The sequence below is a fragment of the Hydrogenophaga sp. A37 genome (assembly GCF_002001205.1).
In the GTDB taxonomy this organism is placed as follows: Bacteria; Pseudomonadota; Gammaproteobacteria; order Burkholderiales; family Burkholderiaceae_C; genus Hydrogenophaga.
The window spans coordinates 30633-46873 of record NZ_MUNZ01000061.1; the positions used below are offsets into that span (position 1 = coordinate 30633).

Consider the following 16241-nt stretch of genomic DNA (forward strand, 5'->3'; position numbering starts at 1 on the left):
CTTTCATTTACCGCACTCGATCCTATGAACACCTCCACCACCCCCGCGCAGACCCAACCCCGCCTCACCAGCCTCTCGCACGGCGGCGGCTGCGGCTGCAAGATCGCGCCCGGCGTGCTGAGCGAAATCCTCAAAGGCACGTCGGCCATGCCCATGCCCAAAGAGCTGCTGGTCGGCATCGAGACGGCCGACGACGCGGCGGTCTACCAGCTCAACGATGAGCAGGCGCTGATCGCGACCACCGACTTCTTCATGCCCATCGTGGACGACCCCTACGAGTTCGGCCGCATCGCCGCCACCAACGCCATCAGCGACGTCTACGCCATGGGCGGCACGCCCATCATGGCGCTGGCCCTGGTCGGCATGCCGATTGCTGTGCTCAGCACCGAGACCATCGGCAAGATCCTGCAAGGCGGGCAGGACGTGTGCCGCGCCGCCGGCATCCCCATCGCGGGCGGCCACACCATCGACTCGGTCGAACCCATCTATGGCCTGGTCGCCATGGGGCTGATCCATCCCAAGCGCGTCAAGCGCAACGCCGACGCGCAGGTGGGCGACCGCCTGATCCTCGGCAAACCCATTGGTGTGGGCGTGCTCTCGGCCGCGCTGAAGAAAGACGCGCTGCCCGCCGAGGGCTACGCGCAGATGATCGCCAACACCACCAAGCTCAACACACCCGGCCCCGATCTGGCCAAGCTCGACGGCGTGCACGCGCTGACCGACATCACCGGCTTCGGTCTCGCCGGCCACGTTCTGGAGATGGCGCGCGGCTCCAACACCACGGTGCAGATCAACATGGCGCGTGTGCCGCTGATCACCGGCGTGCGCGAGCTCGCCGCCCAAGGCATGGTCACCGGCGCCAGCGGCCGCAACTGGGCGGCGTATGGCCACGAGGTGCGCCTGGGCGCCAACCTGGAGCCGGTGGACCAGGCTCTGCTGTCCGACCCGCAAACCAGCGGCGGCCTGCTCGTGGCCTGCGCACCCGAGGCGGTGGCCGAGGTACTGGCGGTCTTTGCGCGCCACGGCTTTTCAGAAGCGGCCGAGGTGGGTGAGATCGTGAAAGCCGAGGCCGATGGCGTGCGGCTTCGGGTGGCGTGAGCGTGTTGTGAACCGATGAGGTACCCCATGAAAAACTGGCTGAAAGACAACCGCGGTTTTCTGGTGCTGATGCTGTGTTTCGGTGTTTTCCGAACCGCCATCGCCGACTGGAACCCCGTGCCCTCGGGCTCGATGAGGCCGACCATCCTCGAAGGCGACGTGGTGCTGGTGAACCGTCTGGCCTACGACCTCAAGGTCCCGCTGACCGGCGTGGCCGTGGCGCGGCTGGGTGAGCCCCGGCGCGGCGACATCGTGACCTTCGATTCGCCGCAAGACGGCACCCGCCTGATCAAGCGGCTGGTGGCCTTGCCGGGTGATGTGGTGGCGCTGCGCGACGGTGTGCTGTCCATCAACGGCTTGGATGCGGACTATGCCGACGTGCGCGAGGTGCTGGACTTCCTGGCGCCTGGCATGAACGTGCCGGCGACGCGCGCGACCGAGCGCACTGCCGACAGCGAACGCACCGTGCAGTACCTCAACGGCATGGACAACCACCGCAGCTTTGGCCCGGTGGGGGTGCCGGCGGACCACTACTTCATGCTGGGCGACAACCGGGACAACAGCGGCGACTCCCGCTTTTTTGGCCCGGTGCCCCGCGCGCTGCTGATCGCCCGCGCCGAGCGCATCCTGGTGTCGGCCGACATCACGGCGAACTGGATGCCGCGCTGGGAACGTTTCGTTTCCCGCTTGCAATGACGTTCTCGCTGACAGGCCTTTTTTCATTGGAACCCCGGAGTTTTTCATGACCCTCTCCACCTGGCTGCTGTACGTGGCCGCCGTCTTTGTGCTCACCGTCACGCCCGGCCCGGCAGTGCTCATGTGCGTGTCCACCTCGGTGAACCTCGGGCCGCGCAAGGCCATGGTCACCTCGCTCGGCAGCACCTCGGCGGTGGTCGGGCTCATGGCCTTGTCGGCGCTCGGTCTGGGTGCGCTGCTCGCGGCGTCCGAGCTGTTGTTCAGCGCGCTGAAATGGGCCGGCGCCGCTTACCTGGCCTACCTCGGCGTGCGCGCGCTGCTCGCCCCGGCGTCGGACATCCGCGTCTCGGGCGGCGCCGCTGCGGCGCGCACGTCCCGGCTGTTTGCGCAGGGTTTTCTGGTGGGCCTGAGCAACCCCAAGGCGCTGCTGTTTTTCGGCGCGCTGTTCCCGCAGTTTCTCGACCCGACCGCGCCGCAGGGCATGCAGTTTCTGGTACTGGGCGCGACCTTCGTGTTCTTCGAACTGGGCTGGCTCACCGTGTACGCGCTGAGCGCGTCGCGCGCCCAGCGCTGGCTGCAACGGCCGCACCGCGCGCGCCAGTTCAACCGGCTGACCGGCGTGGTGTTCCTGCTCGCGGCCGGCCTGCTGGCCTCAGCCAAGCGGCAGCCGGCCTAGGATGAAACAAGCCCCACGCTCGCTTCGTTCGCTGCCCCTTGAGGGGGCGCGTCAGCGGCTTCGGGCGGCCGGGCGCCACTGACATGAGCGCCCGCTGGCTGGAACTCAGAATTCCGCCACCGGTGGTGGGGCTGGTGGTGGCTGTGGCCATGTGGTTCCTGGCGGCGCTGGGGCCGGCGCTGGCGGTCCCCGACACGGTGCGCCTTTGGCTGGCCCTGGCCATCGCAGGCGTCGGCGGCTGCTTCGACCTGTCGGGCCTGATCGCCTTCGTGCGCCGCCACACCACGGTGAATCCGCTCAAGCCCAGCAACACCTCGGCGCTGGTCACCAGCGGCGTCTACCGCATCACACGCAACCCCATGTACGTCGGCATGGCCTGCCTGCTCGCGGCCTGGGCGGTGTGGCTCGGCGCGCTGTGGCCCTGGCTGGGGCCGGTGGCCTTTGTGATCTACATCACCCGCTTCCAGATTCGCCCCGAAGAACGCGCGTTGACCGCGCTGTTTGGCGAGGCCTACACCCAATACGCCATGCGCGTTCGCCGCTGGCTCTGACACCCCTGATGCCATGAACCCCACACCCCGCATCCTCGTCTTCGACATCTTCGGCACCGTGGTCGACTGGCACGGCAGCATCGTGCGCGAAGTGGGCCGACGCTTTCCGGCGGTGAATGCCGACGCCTTCGCACTGGCCTGGCGTGCGGGTTATCAGCCAGCGATGGAGGGTGTGCGGTCTGGCGGGCGTGACTGGGTCAAGCTCGACGCCCTGCACCGCGACATCCTCGACAGTCTGTTGCCGCGCTTCGGGCTCGATGGTCTGAGCGACGCCGACCGCGTCGACCTCAACCGCGTCTGGTACCGGCTCGACCCCTGGCCCGACAGCGTGGCCGGCCTCACGCGCCTCAAGGCACGCTTCACGATCTGCAGCCTCTCCAACGGCAACCTGGGCTTGCTCACCGACATGGCCAAGCGCGCCGGCCTGCCCTGGGACTGCGTGCTCAGCGCCGAGGTGTTTCGCGCCTACAAGCCCGACCCGCGCGTGTACCTCGGCGCGGCCGAGGTGTTCGACCTCGCCCCGGCCGAGGTGATGATGGTCGCCGCGCACCACGACGACCTCGCCGCCGCCCGCGCCAACGGCCTGCAGACCGCCTACATCGAACGCCCGCTGGAGTTCGGCGCCGGGCAGCCGAAAGACGTGTCGCCCGACCCGGCCAACACGCTGCACGCGCGCGATCTGCTCCACATGGCGAACCAGCTCGGCTGCTGAGACCGCGGGTTTGAACCGATCACGGTTGCCCGCGAAAAGGTGAAAATATCAGCATTTACTGATATTCAAACCATCCCATGAATTTCCGCACGCTCGCGCTCGCCGCCCTCACCGCCTGCTCCCTGCTGCTGGCCCCCGCCGCCCACGCCGACAACAAGGCCATCGCCGTCGACGAGATGGAGGCGTATCTCGAATTCGTGGACTACGGCGGTGGCGTGATCTTTGCCGAGCAGATCCCTGCCGACGAGTGGAAAAAAATGATCGTCATCGACGCGCGCGACGCAGGCCAGTTCGCCAAGGGCCACATCCCCGGCGCGATCCACATGGACTGGCGCCAGGTGCTGGCCAAGCGCAACACCATCCCCAAAGACAAACCCGTGCTGATCTACTGCAACACCGGTTCGCTCTCGGCCCAGGCCGGATTCGCCATGCGCGTGGCAGGCTGGGACAACCTGCGCATCCTGCAAGGCGGCATGGAAGAGTGGAAAGCCAAGGGCGGTTTCGACGCTGCGGCCAAAGCCACCGCACCCGCCAAACACTGACACCACACCGACGTGCACAAGGAGTTCCCCATGCTGGCCTGGCTTCATTCCGGGGTGCGGAAGCTGTCCCGCACCGTTGCTGGAGGCGCTTCGGCGCTGCTGCTGTTGACGGTTTCTGCGGTGGGCGCAGCACAGCCAGCGCCCGAGATGACCCTCCAGAAGGTCGGCCCCAACACCTACTACGTGCAAGGTCTGGCCGCGCTGGGCTCGCCGAAGAACCAGAACTTCATCAGCAACGCCGGTTTCGTGATCGCGCCGCAGGGTGTGGTGGTGATCGACGCGCTGGGCTCGCCCGCGCTGGCGCAGCGCCTGCTGAGCAAGATCGCCGAGCTCACCCCCAAGCCGGTCACGCACGTGCTCGTGACCCACTACCACGCCGACCACATCTACGGCCTGCAGGCCTTCAAGGCCCAGGGCGCGCAGATCATCGCCCACAGCGCCGCGCGCGAGTACCTCCATTCGGAGACGGCCCAACAGCGGCTGGAGGCCTCGCGCATCGAGCTGGCGCCCTGGGTGAATGCCCAGACCCGGCTGGTGCCCGCCGACCGTTGGCTCGACGGCTCCACCACATTGGAGCTGGCCGGCGCGCGCTTTGTGGTCGAACAGGTGGGGCCGTCGCACACGCCGGAAGACCTGGCGATCCACGTGCCGGGAGAGCGTGTGCTGTTTGCGGGCGATCTCATCTTCAGCGGGCGCCTGCCCTTTGTGGGCAAAGCCAACAGCGACCAGTGGATCAGCGCGCTCAGCCGCCTGCTCAGCTTTGAAGCGCTGGCCGTGGTGCCCGGTCACGGCGCAGCGTCCACCGACCCGCGCAAGGACATCGGCGTCATCCGCGACTACCTCGGCTACCTGCGCCGCACCATGGGCCAGGCGTCGGAAGCGATGGTGCCGTTTGAAGAGGCCTACGCCAGCACCGACTGGAGCGCCTGGGCACACATGCCCATGTTCCCGTTCGCCAACCGCATGAACGCCTACAACACCTACCTGCTCATGGAGCAGGAGGGCCTGCGCGGCAAATGAAGCCACGCCTTGGCTGAGCGAGCCGGCTATTCCAGCCGGACCAGGATGTCGCGGTAGGCCGCCGCGATCAGCGCGTCAAGTGCTGCCTCATCGACGGGCCGGCCGGGCCGCAGCTTCACATGCCGCATGCGCTTGCCCGTGCCTTCCAGCAGACCCGTCGGATCGGGCAGCGCTACGCCGTGAAAGAAGCCGATGTTGACGTGCGCCTTGAAGGCGCCGACGTAGGCGAACGGTGCGTCTTGCACGCACACCGTGGCGAAGCCGTCGTGCATCAGTTCCCGCACGCCGGCGCCACATTCCCGAAGGCGCTGGAACCCTGCCTGCGCGAGGGCGCCCAGCTCGCCCGACACGCCGTTGAGCCAGGCGTCCACGGCAGGGTCGTGTTCCACGGCGCCGGTAAAGCGGAGCCATGCGAATGGGGTGTGATCGGGTGTCATCCGCCGGCTGGATAGCGGCGCTGAAGATCGGCCACGGCCTCGGCCACCAGTTGCTCCAGCACCTTCAGGTCAACGTCTGCAAGCCGCTTGACGTACAGGCAGCCCTTGGTCGCCTTGTGCTTGCCCAGTTGGCTGAGCAGGCGTTCCCGGCCCTCAACGCATGCGGAGATGTAGATGGCGAATTCGTTCTTGCGGAACGCAAACCCGGTGAGGGCCGCATCGCCCTGTTGGCCGCTGGCGTAGCGGTAGTGGTAGGTGCCGAAGCCGATGATGCTCGGCCCCCACATGGCCGGCGCCTGGCCGGTGACCTTGTGCATCAGCGCAATGAGCGTTTCGGCGTCCTGGCGCTGCGCCTCGCTGGCCACCGCGCCGATGTGCGCCTCGACGCTGGCGCCGGTGGGGCGGGTCTTGGTCTCGGCCATCGGACTAGGCCTGGGGCTGCGCCGCCTTGATCTGCCGGACCGCCGAGACATCACCCAGGAACACCTGCAACACGTCCCGCTCTTTCGGCGTGAGGTCCTTGCTGTCCAGCAGCTTCATCTTGTTCACGATCAGCTCCAGCGCCTCGGCAATGTGCCCGATCTGCCGGCCATAACTGCCCACCTTGTCGAGCGCGGCCTGCTCCACGGACGGGTTGGACGAGCTGCCCAGGTTCACATTGAACAGGTGGAACTGCCAGTTCGGCAGGATGGGCTGTGAGAGGTTGGTGGGTGCCAACTGCCACGTCAAGGGCACAGAGACTTGCTGCATGGTTCGCTCCTGTCGGGTTGAGATGGTGACAAGTGAAGCAGAAACAGTGCCATGAAGGGGCGCCGCCTTCCCCCAAGCGGGGGGCGCCCTGACAGATCAGCCGCCGACCGGCGTGCACAGCTCCACCAGGATGCCGTCCGGGCAGCGCAGGTACGACACGACCTGCCCCCAGGGCTTCTGAGATGGCGCCGCCATCTCGTGCGCGCCGGCCGCCAAGGCCTTGGCGTGCGCCGCCGGCACATCGCCCGTGACCAGCGCGATCTCAAAACCCAGTGGCTGCGGGGAGGTGTCTGCGTGCACATGCCCGCCCGCGAAGTTCATGTCGCCCAGCTCGTGGGCCGCGAACGACAGCGTGGTCTCGCCCGTGTCGAGCTCGCCGTAGGTGCCGCTCTCGTGCAGGAACTTGGATTGCAGCCCGAAGGCCTGCCCGAAGAAGGCCAGGGAGGCGGCGACGTCGGGGACGTAGGTGATGGTGTAGCCGAGTTTCATGGGACGTCTTTGATTGATTTGGAAGTTGGACTCAACGTTTGAGTCGCGCGTGGTGCCGGCATGGCTAGCGCTATGTGTTCGGCTTCAGCTCGTACCAGCTCAATTGCGCGGTGGGTTCGTAGGAGCTGCAGCGAAAACCAGTTGTGGTCCATGATTTCATTCACCACGAGCTTGACCTGACCTGATGTCGGTTTTGAGAACTTCACGAGCCGCAATGGGAACCCGTTGGGGGTGCCAAGGATCCGGCCGTGTGCGATGGCATCACGGATGTCTACAAGGGAAACGTTCAAGATCTGTGCGTCCTTTGCTTCCATATGACGGTTGAAGCGCCTGCAAAGCGTGGCGAGATCTGAGTAGTCAGTAAGTGCGTCGACAGAGATCATCGTTCCGATTGTCATGCTCTCAAAGTCAAGCCGCGAGGTCGGACGCTGGGCGGATTCAAGCTTCAAAAGAACAACCCGCAGCCATGTCTCGAGTGACTGGAAGTTGTGAACCAACTTTCCAAGATTGGAGCTGTGTTCGGCGGCGTTCATCTTGGCCCTTGGCATTTTTTGCTCATTGATGCAATGTTCACCCCACCCCCACCGTGTACTTCGCCATGAACGCCCGATCAATCCGGTCTTTCCATGCCCAGGCCCAGGCGCCCTCGGCGTGCAGCGGGCCCCAGCTGGCAATGGCGTGGCCGGCGCCGCAGGACAGGAGGTTGAGCGTGTTCTTGGGCGGGTGGTGCGGTTTGAGCGCGCTGCCTTCGTGGGCGGCCAGCAGGTTGGCGGCCAGGGGCGGGCCGGCGCGCACCGCGTAGACGCCGCTCTTGGGGTGCGGCACGTCGGCCCGGGTGGCCACGTCGCCGGCCGCGAACACGTTGGGGTGGCTGCTGCTTTGCTGGTATTCGTTGACGAGCACGTACCCGGTCTCGGACAGCGCCAGGCCGCTGCCTTGCAGCCAGGCGGGGGCGTGGGTGCCGATGGCGAGCAGGGGCAGGTCGCAGGCCAGTTCGGAGCCGCCGCCCAGCCGCACCACGCCGTGGTCCATGCCCACGCAGGTGTCGCGCAGCACGGTGATGCCCAGCGCTTTCAGCCGGCGCAGCACGCGCCGCTGAACACCGGGGGCGTAGTTCGCCGCGGGTTCGGGGCCACCAGTGATGAGCGTGAAGCGCGCCCCGGCGGCGCCGTGCAGGCGCAGGCACTGTTCGGCCGCGAACAGCAACTCGAGGCCGGCCGCGCCGGCGCCGACCACCGCGATGGAGAGTGGCCGCAGGACGGCCTGGGCCATCACCTGGGGCCAGAGGGTGGCGAAAACCTCAATGGGCCGCACGATCAGGGCGTGTGCCGGGGCGCCGGGCATGTCGGCTTCGAGCCGGGTGCGGTCGATGACGGCGCCGGTGTCGATGGACAGCAGTTGGTAGGGCAGCTCGGGCGGCAGCGTCTGGCCTTTGCCGGTGGGGCTGAGCTGCACCTTCTGCTGGGTGGCGTCGAGCCCGGTGCAGCGCCCCCGCAGCCACTTGGCCCCGGCCGCCTTCACCAGCGGCTCCAGGGGAATCTGGCAGTCTTCGGCGCTGTAGCGGCCCGCGACCAGGCCGGGCGTCATGCCGCTGTAGGTCTGGTAGGGGTAGGGCGTGAGGACGGTGACGTCGAGGTCGGCGGGGCGGTTCTGCGCCAGTCGGGCCAGCACCTGCACATGGGCATGGCCGGCGCCGAGCAGGAGGAGCTTGTTGATTCCGTGGTGCATGGGCTCCGATGGTACGGGTTGCGACTTCAGGGGCCGGTCGCGCCCCAGTGCAGATCGCTCACCCAGCCCAGGCTGTTGCTGGCGGTGTTGTCGCCGTCCGCGCCGATCAGCACGGTGTTGACCTTGGGCAGCTCGGCTGGCGGGGTCTGCGCGCCCTGGGGCAGCTCGTCGGCAAACAGGGCCACGAAGTCTTGCGCGAGGTCGCGGTTTTCCGCGACCCACTGGCCGGTGGGGGTTTCGCTGCCGCGCAGGCTGATGTAGCGCATGCGGCGCGAGTAGGGGTTGGCGCCTTGCAGGCCGGCGACGTGGCCGCTGTCCCAGACGTAGCAGAGCGTGGCCGCCGGCAGGGGCTCGCCGCTCACGCTGCGCGCCAGCCGCAGCAGGGTGCGCTCGACGAAGGGCACGCGCTCCAGTGGGTGGTTGAACATCACGCAGACCTTGAGCGCTGCGTCGTCGCCGGCCTTGGTGGTGAGGTCGGGCGCGGTCTTGCCGCCCGAGAGCGGCTGGTCCAGCCGCCAGCGCCACCGCAGGCGGGCAGGGGGCACGTTGTCCATGTCGTGCACCAGGCCGCCGTAGGAAGAGGCGGTGAGCACCCGGAGTGCCGACTGCTCGTCTGCCTTGCCGGCGTCGAACTGGGTGGCCGGCAGGTCGGCCTTTTTCTTGGGGAAGCCGACGAAGCGCCAGTCGGGGTTGAGCGCACCCTCGGCCTGCAGCAAGGGCGGCAGCGTTTGGGCGCCAGCGGCCAGCGGGATGAGCGCGCAGAGCGCCAGCAGGCGGTGCATGTCAGTTTTCCACTGCGCCGGAGCACCACCCGCTGCGCATGAAACAACGCCACCCAGAGGCACCGCCGGGCCGGCTTTGCCGGACGGCCAGTGCCGCCCCTTGGGGGGTGACGCGAAGCGGCGCGGGGGGTGTTTCATCCTAGCGGCCCGCGTCATTGAGTGACCAGTCATAGTCGAGAAAGCCCACGCCCAGCGTCTTTGCCTTCAGCGCGGCCCGCTCGGCGGGCAGGTCGCTCAGCTGTTCGGCGTGCTTCGCGAACACGTCTTCCACCTGCTTGAAGCCGCCGCGGCCCTGCTCGAAGTCTTCGCGGAACCACTTGAAGATGCTGCTGACCTCGACCTGGTTGCCCTTGACGCGGTTGCGCGTGCGGTCGCCCAGGAAGCGGCGCATGCCGTCGTCGAGCTGGGCTTCGAGCTTGGCGGCGGTGAAGGCCTCGTCGCGCAGCGCCGGGCAGCCGACGCTGGCGCAGTTGACGGCGGCGTGCACGCGCGGTTCGTTGTAGCGCGGGCGCAGCTGTTCGTGTTCGATCCAGTCGAGGTGGCGCTGTTCGCCGAGCAGGGTGAAGAACTTTTTCTTCCAGGCTGACTGCACGAAGGAACCCAGGTCTTTGATGGACTTCAGGTTGGGGTATTTCGTGAGGATGAGTTCGACCGTGAAGGCGTTGTAGGCGTTGATGAGAAAGGCCATCTGCTGGGGTTTGCTCCAGCCGTCGAAGCTGGCCCGGGGCACGGCGCTGAAGGTGTCGAGCACGGCCTTGAGCGCGGCGCGGTCGGTGGCGAAGCCCTTGTAGTTCGCGCGCGACTGCTTGCCGTCGGGCAGCCAGTGCACGTGCTTTTTGAGCAGCGCGTCCCAGGCGGCGTAACCGTGGTCAAACGGGGTCTGGGCGGGGAGGGTGAGCGGGGCGAAGGTGGCTGCAGCGGCGAGCGCCGTGATGAAGCGTCGGCGGGTGTTCATGAAAGATGGACTCCGTTTCGGCCCACAAGGTTCAAGCGATGGGTCAACCACGGCGCCAGTCGTGAAACTTCTTCACCCAGGCCAGCAGCTTTTCTGGCTGGTGCGCGCGCTTCCATTCACCGGCCACGTACTTGTTGGCCTCGGCCAGCGTGGGGTAGGTGTGGATGGTACCGAGCACCTTGTTCAGGCCCAGGCTGTGTTTCATGGCCATCACGTACTCGGCCAGCAGGTCGCCCGCGTGCGTGCCGACGATGGTCACGCCCAGGATGGTGTCCTTGCCCGGCACGGTGAGCACCTTCACGAAGCCGTGCGCTTCGCTGTCGGCGATGGCGCGGTCGAGGTCGTCAATGCCGTACTTCGTGACCTCGTAGGGGATCTTCTTTTCTTTGGCGTCCTGCTCGTTCAGCCCCACGCGCGCGACCTCGGGCGCGATGAAGGTCGCCCAGGGGATCACCGAGTAGTCGGCCTTGAAGCGTTTGAAATCGCCGAACAGCGCGTTCACCGCGGCGTACCAGGCCTGGTGCGCGGCCACGTGGGTGAACTGGTAGGGCCCGGCCACGTCGCCGGCGGCGTAGATGTTGGGGTAGATGGTCTGCAGGTACTCGTTGGTCTCCACCGTCTTGTTCGTCGGGATGCCCAGTTCTTCGAGGCCGTAGCCGGTCAACCGCGCCACGCGGCCGACGGCGCAGATGAGCTGGTCGAAGGGGATGTGCTTCTCGGCGCCGCCGTGTTCAACGATCAGCGCCTTCTCGCCGTTCACGAGCTCGCAGCGCAGCGCCTTGTGGCCGGTGAGCACCGCCACGCCGTCGGCTTCCAGCGAGGCCTTGGCGAGCGCCGAGACCTCTTCGTCTTCGCGGATCATGATGCGCGGCGCCATCTCCACCTGCGTCACCTGCGCGCCCAGCCGCGCAAAAGCCTGCGCCAGTTCGCAGCCAATCGGGCCGCCGCCCAGCACCACGAGTCGTTTCGGTACTTCGTCGAGCTTTGCGAACGCGTCCCACAGCGTGTCGCTGGTCACGTAGCCCACCTCATCGAGCCCCGGCAGCGGCGGCACGAAGGGGCGGGCGCCGGCGGCGATCACGATGCTGCGCGCGGTGAGCGTTTGTGTGCCACCGCCGTTCAGCGCGATCTCCACCGTCCACGGGTTCACCAGCTTGGCATAGCCTTGCAGCACCTCCACGCCCAGGCCGGTGTAGCGCTCGATGCTGTCGTGTGGCTCGATGGCGGCGATCACGTCGTGGATGCGCTGCATCACGGCCTTGAAGCTGAAGATGGGCGTCGCATCGTTCAAGCCGTAGTTCGCGCCGTGGCGCATCTGGTGCGCGAGCGTGGCGCTCTTGATCAGCGCCTTGCTCGGCACGCAGCCGTAGTTCAGGCAGTCGCCGCCCATCTTGTGCGCCTCGATCAGCGTCACCTGGGCCTTCACGGCGGCGGCGATGTAGGCCGACACCAGGCCGCCCGCGCCCGCGCCGATCACGATCAGGTTGCGGTCGAACTTGGCCGGGCGCACGCTGGCCCATCGCGCGTACACCTTGCGCTTCTGCACCGCCTCGACGATCTTGCGAGCGATCAGCGGGAACAGGCCCAGCAGCACAAAGCTGCCCAGCAGACCGGGGCTGAGAATGCCCTGGAGCGATTCGAGCTGGCCGAGCTGCGTGCCGGCATTCACATACACGGCGGTGCCCGCCAGCATGCCGAGCTGGCTGACCCAGTAAAACGTCCAGGCCTTCATCTTGGTCAGGCCCATCAGCAGGTTGATCACGAAGAAGGGCACGACCGGGATCAGGCGCAGCGTGAACAGGTAGAACGCGCCGTCTTTCTGGATGCCCTTGTCCATGTCGGCCAGGCGCTGGCCGAAGCGGCTTTGCACGCTGTCGCGCAGCAGGAAGCGCGCGGTCAGAAAGGCCAGCGTCGCGCCGATGCTGGAGGCGAACGACACGATCAGCAGGCCCCAGCCCAGGCCGAAGATGGCGCCGCCGGCCAGTGTGACGATGGTGGCGCCGGGCAGCGAGAGCGCGGTGACCGCCACATAGACCAGAAAGTAGCCCAGCGCCAGCTGCAGCGGCCGCTGCTCGCGAAGTTCAGCGAACGTGGCCTGGCTTTCCTTGAGGAAGTCGAGGCTGAAGTAGCGGCCCAGACCGAAAGCGAAGAAGGCCACAATGCCCAGCAGAACCACGAGCAGCAACAAGATTTTCCGGATGCCCACGACCGTTCCTTTGTGTTGTTGTTGAGTCGCCGAAGCTGCGACATTCTTACACCGGGAGCACAAGATGATCAGACAAGCCATCGGGCGTGCGCTGGCGCACTACTTGTCCAAGCCGGGCCGGTCGGCGGCCGTCGGCTTTCCGACCGACCAGCGCCTGCTGGCCGCGGCGCTGCGCCCGGCCGATGTGGTGCTGGTCGAGGGCACCACGCGCGTGAGCACCGCGATCAAGTACCTGACGCAATCAACCTGGTCGCACGCTGCGCTCTGCGTCGGCCCTTTGCGGCCGGGTGGCCCGCTGATGGTGGTGGAGGCGGACATTCGCGAGGGCGTGCGCGCCGTGCCCCTGAGCACCTACGCGGGCCTGCACTGCCGCATCTGCCGGCCCGCCAGCCTTCGCATCGATGAGGCACAGGCGGTCTGCCGCTTCGCGGTGCAGCGCATCGGCCACCGCTACGACCTGAAGAACATCCTGGACCTCGCCCGCTACCTGTTTCCGACGCCGCCGGTGCCGGTGCGCTGGCGACGGCGTCTGCTGTCCATCGGCAGCGGCGACCCCACGCGCGCCATCTGCTCCACGCTGATTGCGCAGGCCTTCGAGTCGGTGCTCTACCCCATCTTGCCGATCGTCGAAGAGACCGCGACCGACGACCCGAGCTGCGCAGACTGCGTGCGTCAGGTGCTGCATGTGCGCCACCACAGCCTGTTCACGCCGCGCGATTTCGACGTGTCGCCCTATTTCGAGGTGGTCAAACCCACGCTGGCCGCGGGCTTTGACCACCACGCGCTCGAATGGTCGCCTTCGGCCAGGGCGACGCTGGAAGTTTGACCGCATCGGTGGTGGGCGTCACGGCCTTCGGGTTATGGTGGGTTCATGCGACCCGACACCCATGCCTTGCCCCCGCCCGCCACCGATGACCTTCCGTCGCACTGGCACGCGCAGGCGGCTGACCAGGTGTTGCGCCACCTGGAGAGTTCTTCGCTGGGTCTGACGGGCGCTGAAGCCGCGACACGCCTGGCCCAACACGGCCCCAACCGGCTGAGCGGCGCACCGCGCCCCGGCGGGCTGCGCCGCTTCGTCGGGCAGTTCCACAACCTGCTGATCTACACCCTGCTGGCCGCGGCGGCCATCACTGTCTGGCTCGGCGACTACGTGGACGCGGCGGTGATCTTCGGCGTGGTGCTGATCAACGCGGTGATCGGTTTCATTCAGGAGGGCAAGGCCGAGCGCGCGCTCGAAGCCGTGCACGCCATGTTGGCGAGCCGGGCCATGGTGCTGCGCGACGGCGAGCACCACGAGATCGACGCGGCCGAGCTGGTGCCCGGCGACGTGGTGCTGATCGAGTCCGGCACCCGCGTGCCGGCCGACCTGCGCCTGCTCTCGGCCAAGAACCTGCGCATCGACGAATCAGCGCTCACCGGTGAATCTGTCCCGGTGGACAAAGACCCCGCACCGGTGGCCGACGCAGCGCCGTTGGCCGAGCGCGGCGGCATGGCCTACGCCGGCACGGTGGTGGCCGTGGGACAGGGCGCGGGCCTGGTGGTGGCCACCGCCGGGCACACCGAGATCGGCCGCATCGGGCGCCTGGTGTCGGGGGTGCAGAGCCTGGCCACGCCGCTCACGCGCCGGCTCGACCAGTTCGCGCGGCAGATCACCTTCTTCATCGGGCTGGTGAGCGTGGCCACGTTTCTGTGGGGCAGCCGGGTGGGCGGCCTGCCGCCGCTGGACATCTTTCTCGCCGTGGTCGGCCTGGCCGTGGCCGCCATCCCCGAAGGCCTGCCCGCCATTGTCACCATCACGCTCGCCATCGGCACCGCCGCCATGGCCCGCCAGCGCGCCATCGTGCGCCGCCTGCCCGCCGTGGAAACGCTGGGCTCGGTGGGCGTGATCTGCACCGACAAAACCGGCACGCTCACCAAGAATGAAATGACCGCCGTGCGCCTGTTGCTGCCGGGCCAGCGCGTGGATGTGAGCGGCGCCGGCTATGCGCCCGAGGGTGGCTTCCACGCGGACGGCCAGGCCATCGAGTCCGAACAGAACGACGGTCTGATGCGCCTCGCGCGCTGCGCCCTGCTGTGCAACGACGCGCAGTTGCACCACAGCGAGGCCGGCGGCTGGGCGCTGGCCGGCGACCCCACCGAGGGCGCGCTGATCACGCTCGCGCGCAAGGCCGGGCTGGACCCCGCGCAGGAGGCCGCGCGCACGCCGCGCATCGACAGCATCCCGTTCGAATCCGAACAGCGCTACATGGCCACGCTGCACCACGACCACGCGGGCCACGTGTTCGCCCTGCTCAAGGGGGCGCCCGAGCAGGTGCTGGCGCTGTGCGTGCAAGACGCATCGGGCCGGGCGCTGGACGAAGCCGCGTGGCATGCGCGCATGGACGCCGCTGCGGGCGAGGGCCAGCGCGTGCTCGCGCTCGCCGAGTGCGAGCTGCCCGCCGGCACGCGCGAGCTGGCCACCAGCGACATCACGCCGCGCTTCACCCTGCTCGGGCTCGTGGGCCTGATGGACCCGCCGCGCCCCGAGGCCGTGGCCGCGGTGGCCGAGTGCCAGGCGGCCGGTGTGCGCGTGGTCATGATCACCGGCGACCACGCCACCACGGCCGCCGCCATCGGCGCCAGCCTGGGCCTGCGCGACGGACAGCCCCTCAGCGGCACGGAAATCGACACGCTGGACGACGCGGCCCTGAGCGCGCGGCTGGCGCAGACCGACGTGATCGCCCGCGCCAGCCCCGAACACAAGCTGCGCCTGGTGGCCAACCTGCAGGCCGGTGGGCAGCTCGTGGCCATGACCGGCGACGGCGTGAACGACGCGCCCGCGCTCAAGGCGGCCGACATCGGCGTGGCCATGGGCCAGCGCGGCACCGACGCCGCGCGCGAAGCGGCCGACCTCGTGCTCACCGACGACAACTTCGCAGCAATAGCAATCGCGGTGCGCGAGGGGCGCACGGTGTTCGACAACATCAAGAAGTCGCTGCTCTTCATCCTGCCCACCAACGGCGGCGAAGCGGGCCTGATCCTCATCGCCGTGTTCGCCGGCCTCGCCATGCCGGTCACGGCCGGGCAGATCCTGTGGGTCAACATGGTCACCAGCATCACGCTGGACATGGCGCTCGCCTTTGAGCCCGCCGAAGACGGCGTGATGCGCCGCCCACCGCGCCCGGCCAGCGAACCGCTGATCACGCGCCTGCTGTTCATGCGCGTGGTCTACGTGAGCCTGCTCATGATGGGCGCGTGCTTCTGGGTCTACCACTGGGAGCTGGGTCGCGGCAACGGCCTCGACGTGGCGCGCACCGCCGTGGTCAACATGCTGGTGATGAGCGAGGTGTTCTACCTCTTCAACGTGCGCCACTTCACCGCCAGCGCCTGGCGCCGGGAGACCCTCACCGGCAACCGCATCGCGGTCTGGGCCTGCGCCGTCACGCTGGTGCTGCAGGCCCTGTTCACCTACGCGTCGCCGATGCAGGCGCTGTTTGGCACGGCGGCGCTGGACGCCTGGTCGTGGGCGCTGATCGTCGCGCTGGCAAGCGGCAAGTTTGTGTTGGTGGAGCTGGAGAAGGCCGTGCTGCGGCGGATGGGCATCCAGCGCATGTGAGGAC

The 16241-nt window shown here is 67.8% G+C and carries 18 protein-coding genes; 9 read left to right on the forward strand and 9 right to left on the reverse strand.

Annotation, left to right across the window (positions count from 1 at the left end):
- The first annotated feature begins 24 nt into the window (after positions 1–24).
- The 7 genes from selD (at position 25) to B0E41_RS03340 (ending at position 5295) form a co-directional block, all read left to right on the forward strand.
- Entirely contained in the window at positions 25–1098 is a 1074-nt protein-coding gene (gene selD / locus B0E41_RS03310; protein ID WP_077328782.1) for a selenide, water dikinase SelD, read from the forward strand.
- 27 nt (positions 1099–1125) lie between these two features.
- Positions 1126–1794 carry a signal peptidase I gene (lepB, locus tag B0E41_RS03315; RefSeq protein ID WP_077328784.1) on the forward strand — a complete coding sequence of 223 codons (669 nt, stop codon included), beginning with the start codon at positions 1126–1128 and terminating at the stop codon, positions 1792–1794.
- A 46-nt stretch (positions 1795–1840) separates the two neighbouring features.
- The gene (locus B0E41_RS03320) at positions 1841–2470 is read left to right on the forward strand and encodes a LysE family translocator (protein ID WP_077328786.1); all 630 of its coding nucleotides are present in this window, start codon (positions 1841–1843) and stop codon (positions 2468–2470) included.
- An 83-nt stretch (positions 2471–2553) separates the two neighbouring features.
- Positions 2554–3021, forward strand: a complete 468-nt coding sequence (locus B0E41_RS03325; protein WP_077328788.1) for an isoprenylcysteine carboxylmethyltransferase family protein — start codon at positions 2554–2556, stop codon at positions 3019–3021.
- Between the two features lie 13 nt (positions 3022–3034).
- Positions 3035–3733: a haloacid dehalogenase type II gene (locus B0E41_RS03330; RefSeq protein ID WP_077328790.1), complete on the forward strand. Its 699-nt coding sequence runs from the start codon at positions 3035–3037 to the stop codon at positions 3731–3733.
- 77 nt (positions 3734–3810) lie between these two features.
- Positions 3811–4275: a rhodanese-like domain-containing protein gene (locus B0E41_RS03335; RefSeq protein WP_077328792.1), complete on the forward strand. Its 465-nt coding sequence runs from the start codon at positions 3811–3813 to the stop codon at positions 4273–4275.
- 30 nt (positions 4276–4305) lie between these two features.
- The gene (locus B0E41_RS03340) at positions 4306–5295 is read left to right on the forward strand and encodes an MBL fold metallo-hydrolase (protein WP_077328794.1); all 990 of its coding nucleotides are present in this window, start codon (positions 4306–4308) and stop codon (positions 5293–5295) included.
- 26 nt (positions 5296–5321) lie between these two features.
- On the opposite strand, the gene B0E41_RS03345 is transcribed toward B0E41_RS03340, so the two are convergent.
- From B0E41_RS03345 to B0E41_RS03385, 9 genes are all read right to left on the reverse strand, one after another.
- The gene (locus tag B0E41_RS03345; protein WP_216350722.1) at positions 5322–5684 is read right to left on the reverse strand and encodes a DUF1801 domain-containing protein; all 363 of its coding nucleotides are present in this window, start codon (positions 5682–5684) and stop codon (positions 5322–5324) included.
- Between the two features lie 44 nt (positions 5685–5728).
- Positions 5729–6154 carry a DUF1801 domain-containing protein gene (locus B0E41_RS03350; protein WP_077328798.1) on the reverse strand — a complete coding sequence of 142 codons (426 nt, stop codon included), beginning with the start codon at positions 6152–6154 and terminating at the stop codon, positions 5729–5731.
- Positions 6155–6158: 4 nt separating this feature from the next.
- A complete protein-coding gene (locus tag B0E41_RS03355; RefSeq protein WP_077328800.1) occupies positions 6159–6482 on the reverse strand; it encodes a hypothetical protein in 324 nt (107 codons plus the stop codon).
- Between the two features lie 96 nt (positions 6483–6578).
- Positions 6579–6971 (reverse strand): VOC family protein, encoded by a 393-nt coding sequence (locus tag B0E41_RS03360; RefSeq protein ID WP_077328802.1) that lies wholly within the window; start codon positions 6969–6971, stop codon positions 6579–6581.
- Positions 6968–7504: a hypothetical protein gene (locus B0E41_RS03365; RefSeq protein ID WP_143433636.1), complete on the reverse strand. Its 537-nt coding sequence runs from the start codon at positions 7502–7504 to the stop codon at positions 6968–6970. Before B0E41_RS03365 ends, B0E41_RS03360 begins: the two co-directional genes overlap by 4 nt.
- 37 nt (positions 7505–7541) lie before the next feature.
- Positions 7542–8699 carry an FAD-dependent oxidoreductase gene (locus B0E41_RS03370; RefSeq protein ID WP_077328807.1) on the reverse strand — a complete coding sequence of 386 codons (1158 nt, stop codon included), beginning with the start codon at positions 8697–8699 and terminating at the stop codon, positions 7542–7544.
- Between the two features lie 26 nt (positions 8700–8725).
- Positions 8726–9481 (reverse strand): DUF3047 domain-containing protein, encoded by a 756-nt coding sequence (locus B0E41_RS03375; protein ID WP_077328810.1) that lies wholly within the window; start codon positions 9479–9481, stop codon positions 8726–8728.
- Between the two features lie 139 nt (positions 9482–9620).
- A complete protein-coding gene (locus B0E41_RS03380) occupies positions 9621–10436 on the reverse strand; it encodes a DUF547 domain-containing protein (protein ID WP_077328813.1) in 816 nt (271 codons plus the stop codon).
- 43 nt (positions 10437–10479) lie between these two features.
- Positions 10480–12642, reverse strand: coding sequence for a bifunctional TVP38/TMEM64 family protein/FAD-dependent oxidoreductase (locus B0E41_RS03385; RefSeq protein ID WP_253194585.1), 2163 nt, complete (start codon positions 12640–12642; stop codon positions 10480–10482).
- 64 nt (positions 12643–12706) lie between these two features.
- Between B0E41_RS03385 and B0E41_RS03390 the strand changes: the two genes are divergently transcribed.
- Positions 12707–13468 carry a YiiX/YebB-like N1pC/P60 family cysteine hydrolase gene (locus B0E41_RS03390; protein ID WP_077328815.1) on the forward strand — a complete coding sequence of 254 codons (762 nt, stop codon included), beginning with the start codon at positions 12707–12709 and terminating at the stop codon, positions 13466–13468.
- Positions 13469–13513: 45 nt separating this feature from the next.
- A complete protein-coding gene (locus tag B0E41_RS03395; protein WP_077328817.1) occupies positions 13514–16237 on the forward strand; it encodes an HAD-IC family P-type ATPase in 2724 nt (907 codons plus the stop codon).
- The last annotated feature ends 4 nt before the right edge of the window (positions 16238–16241 follow it).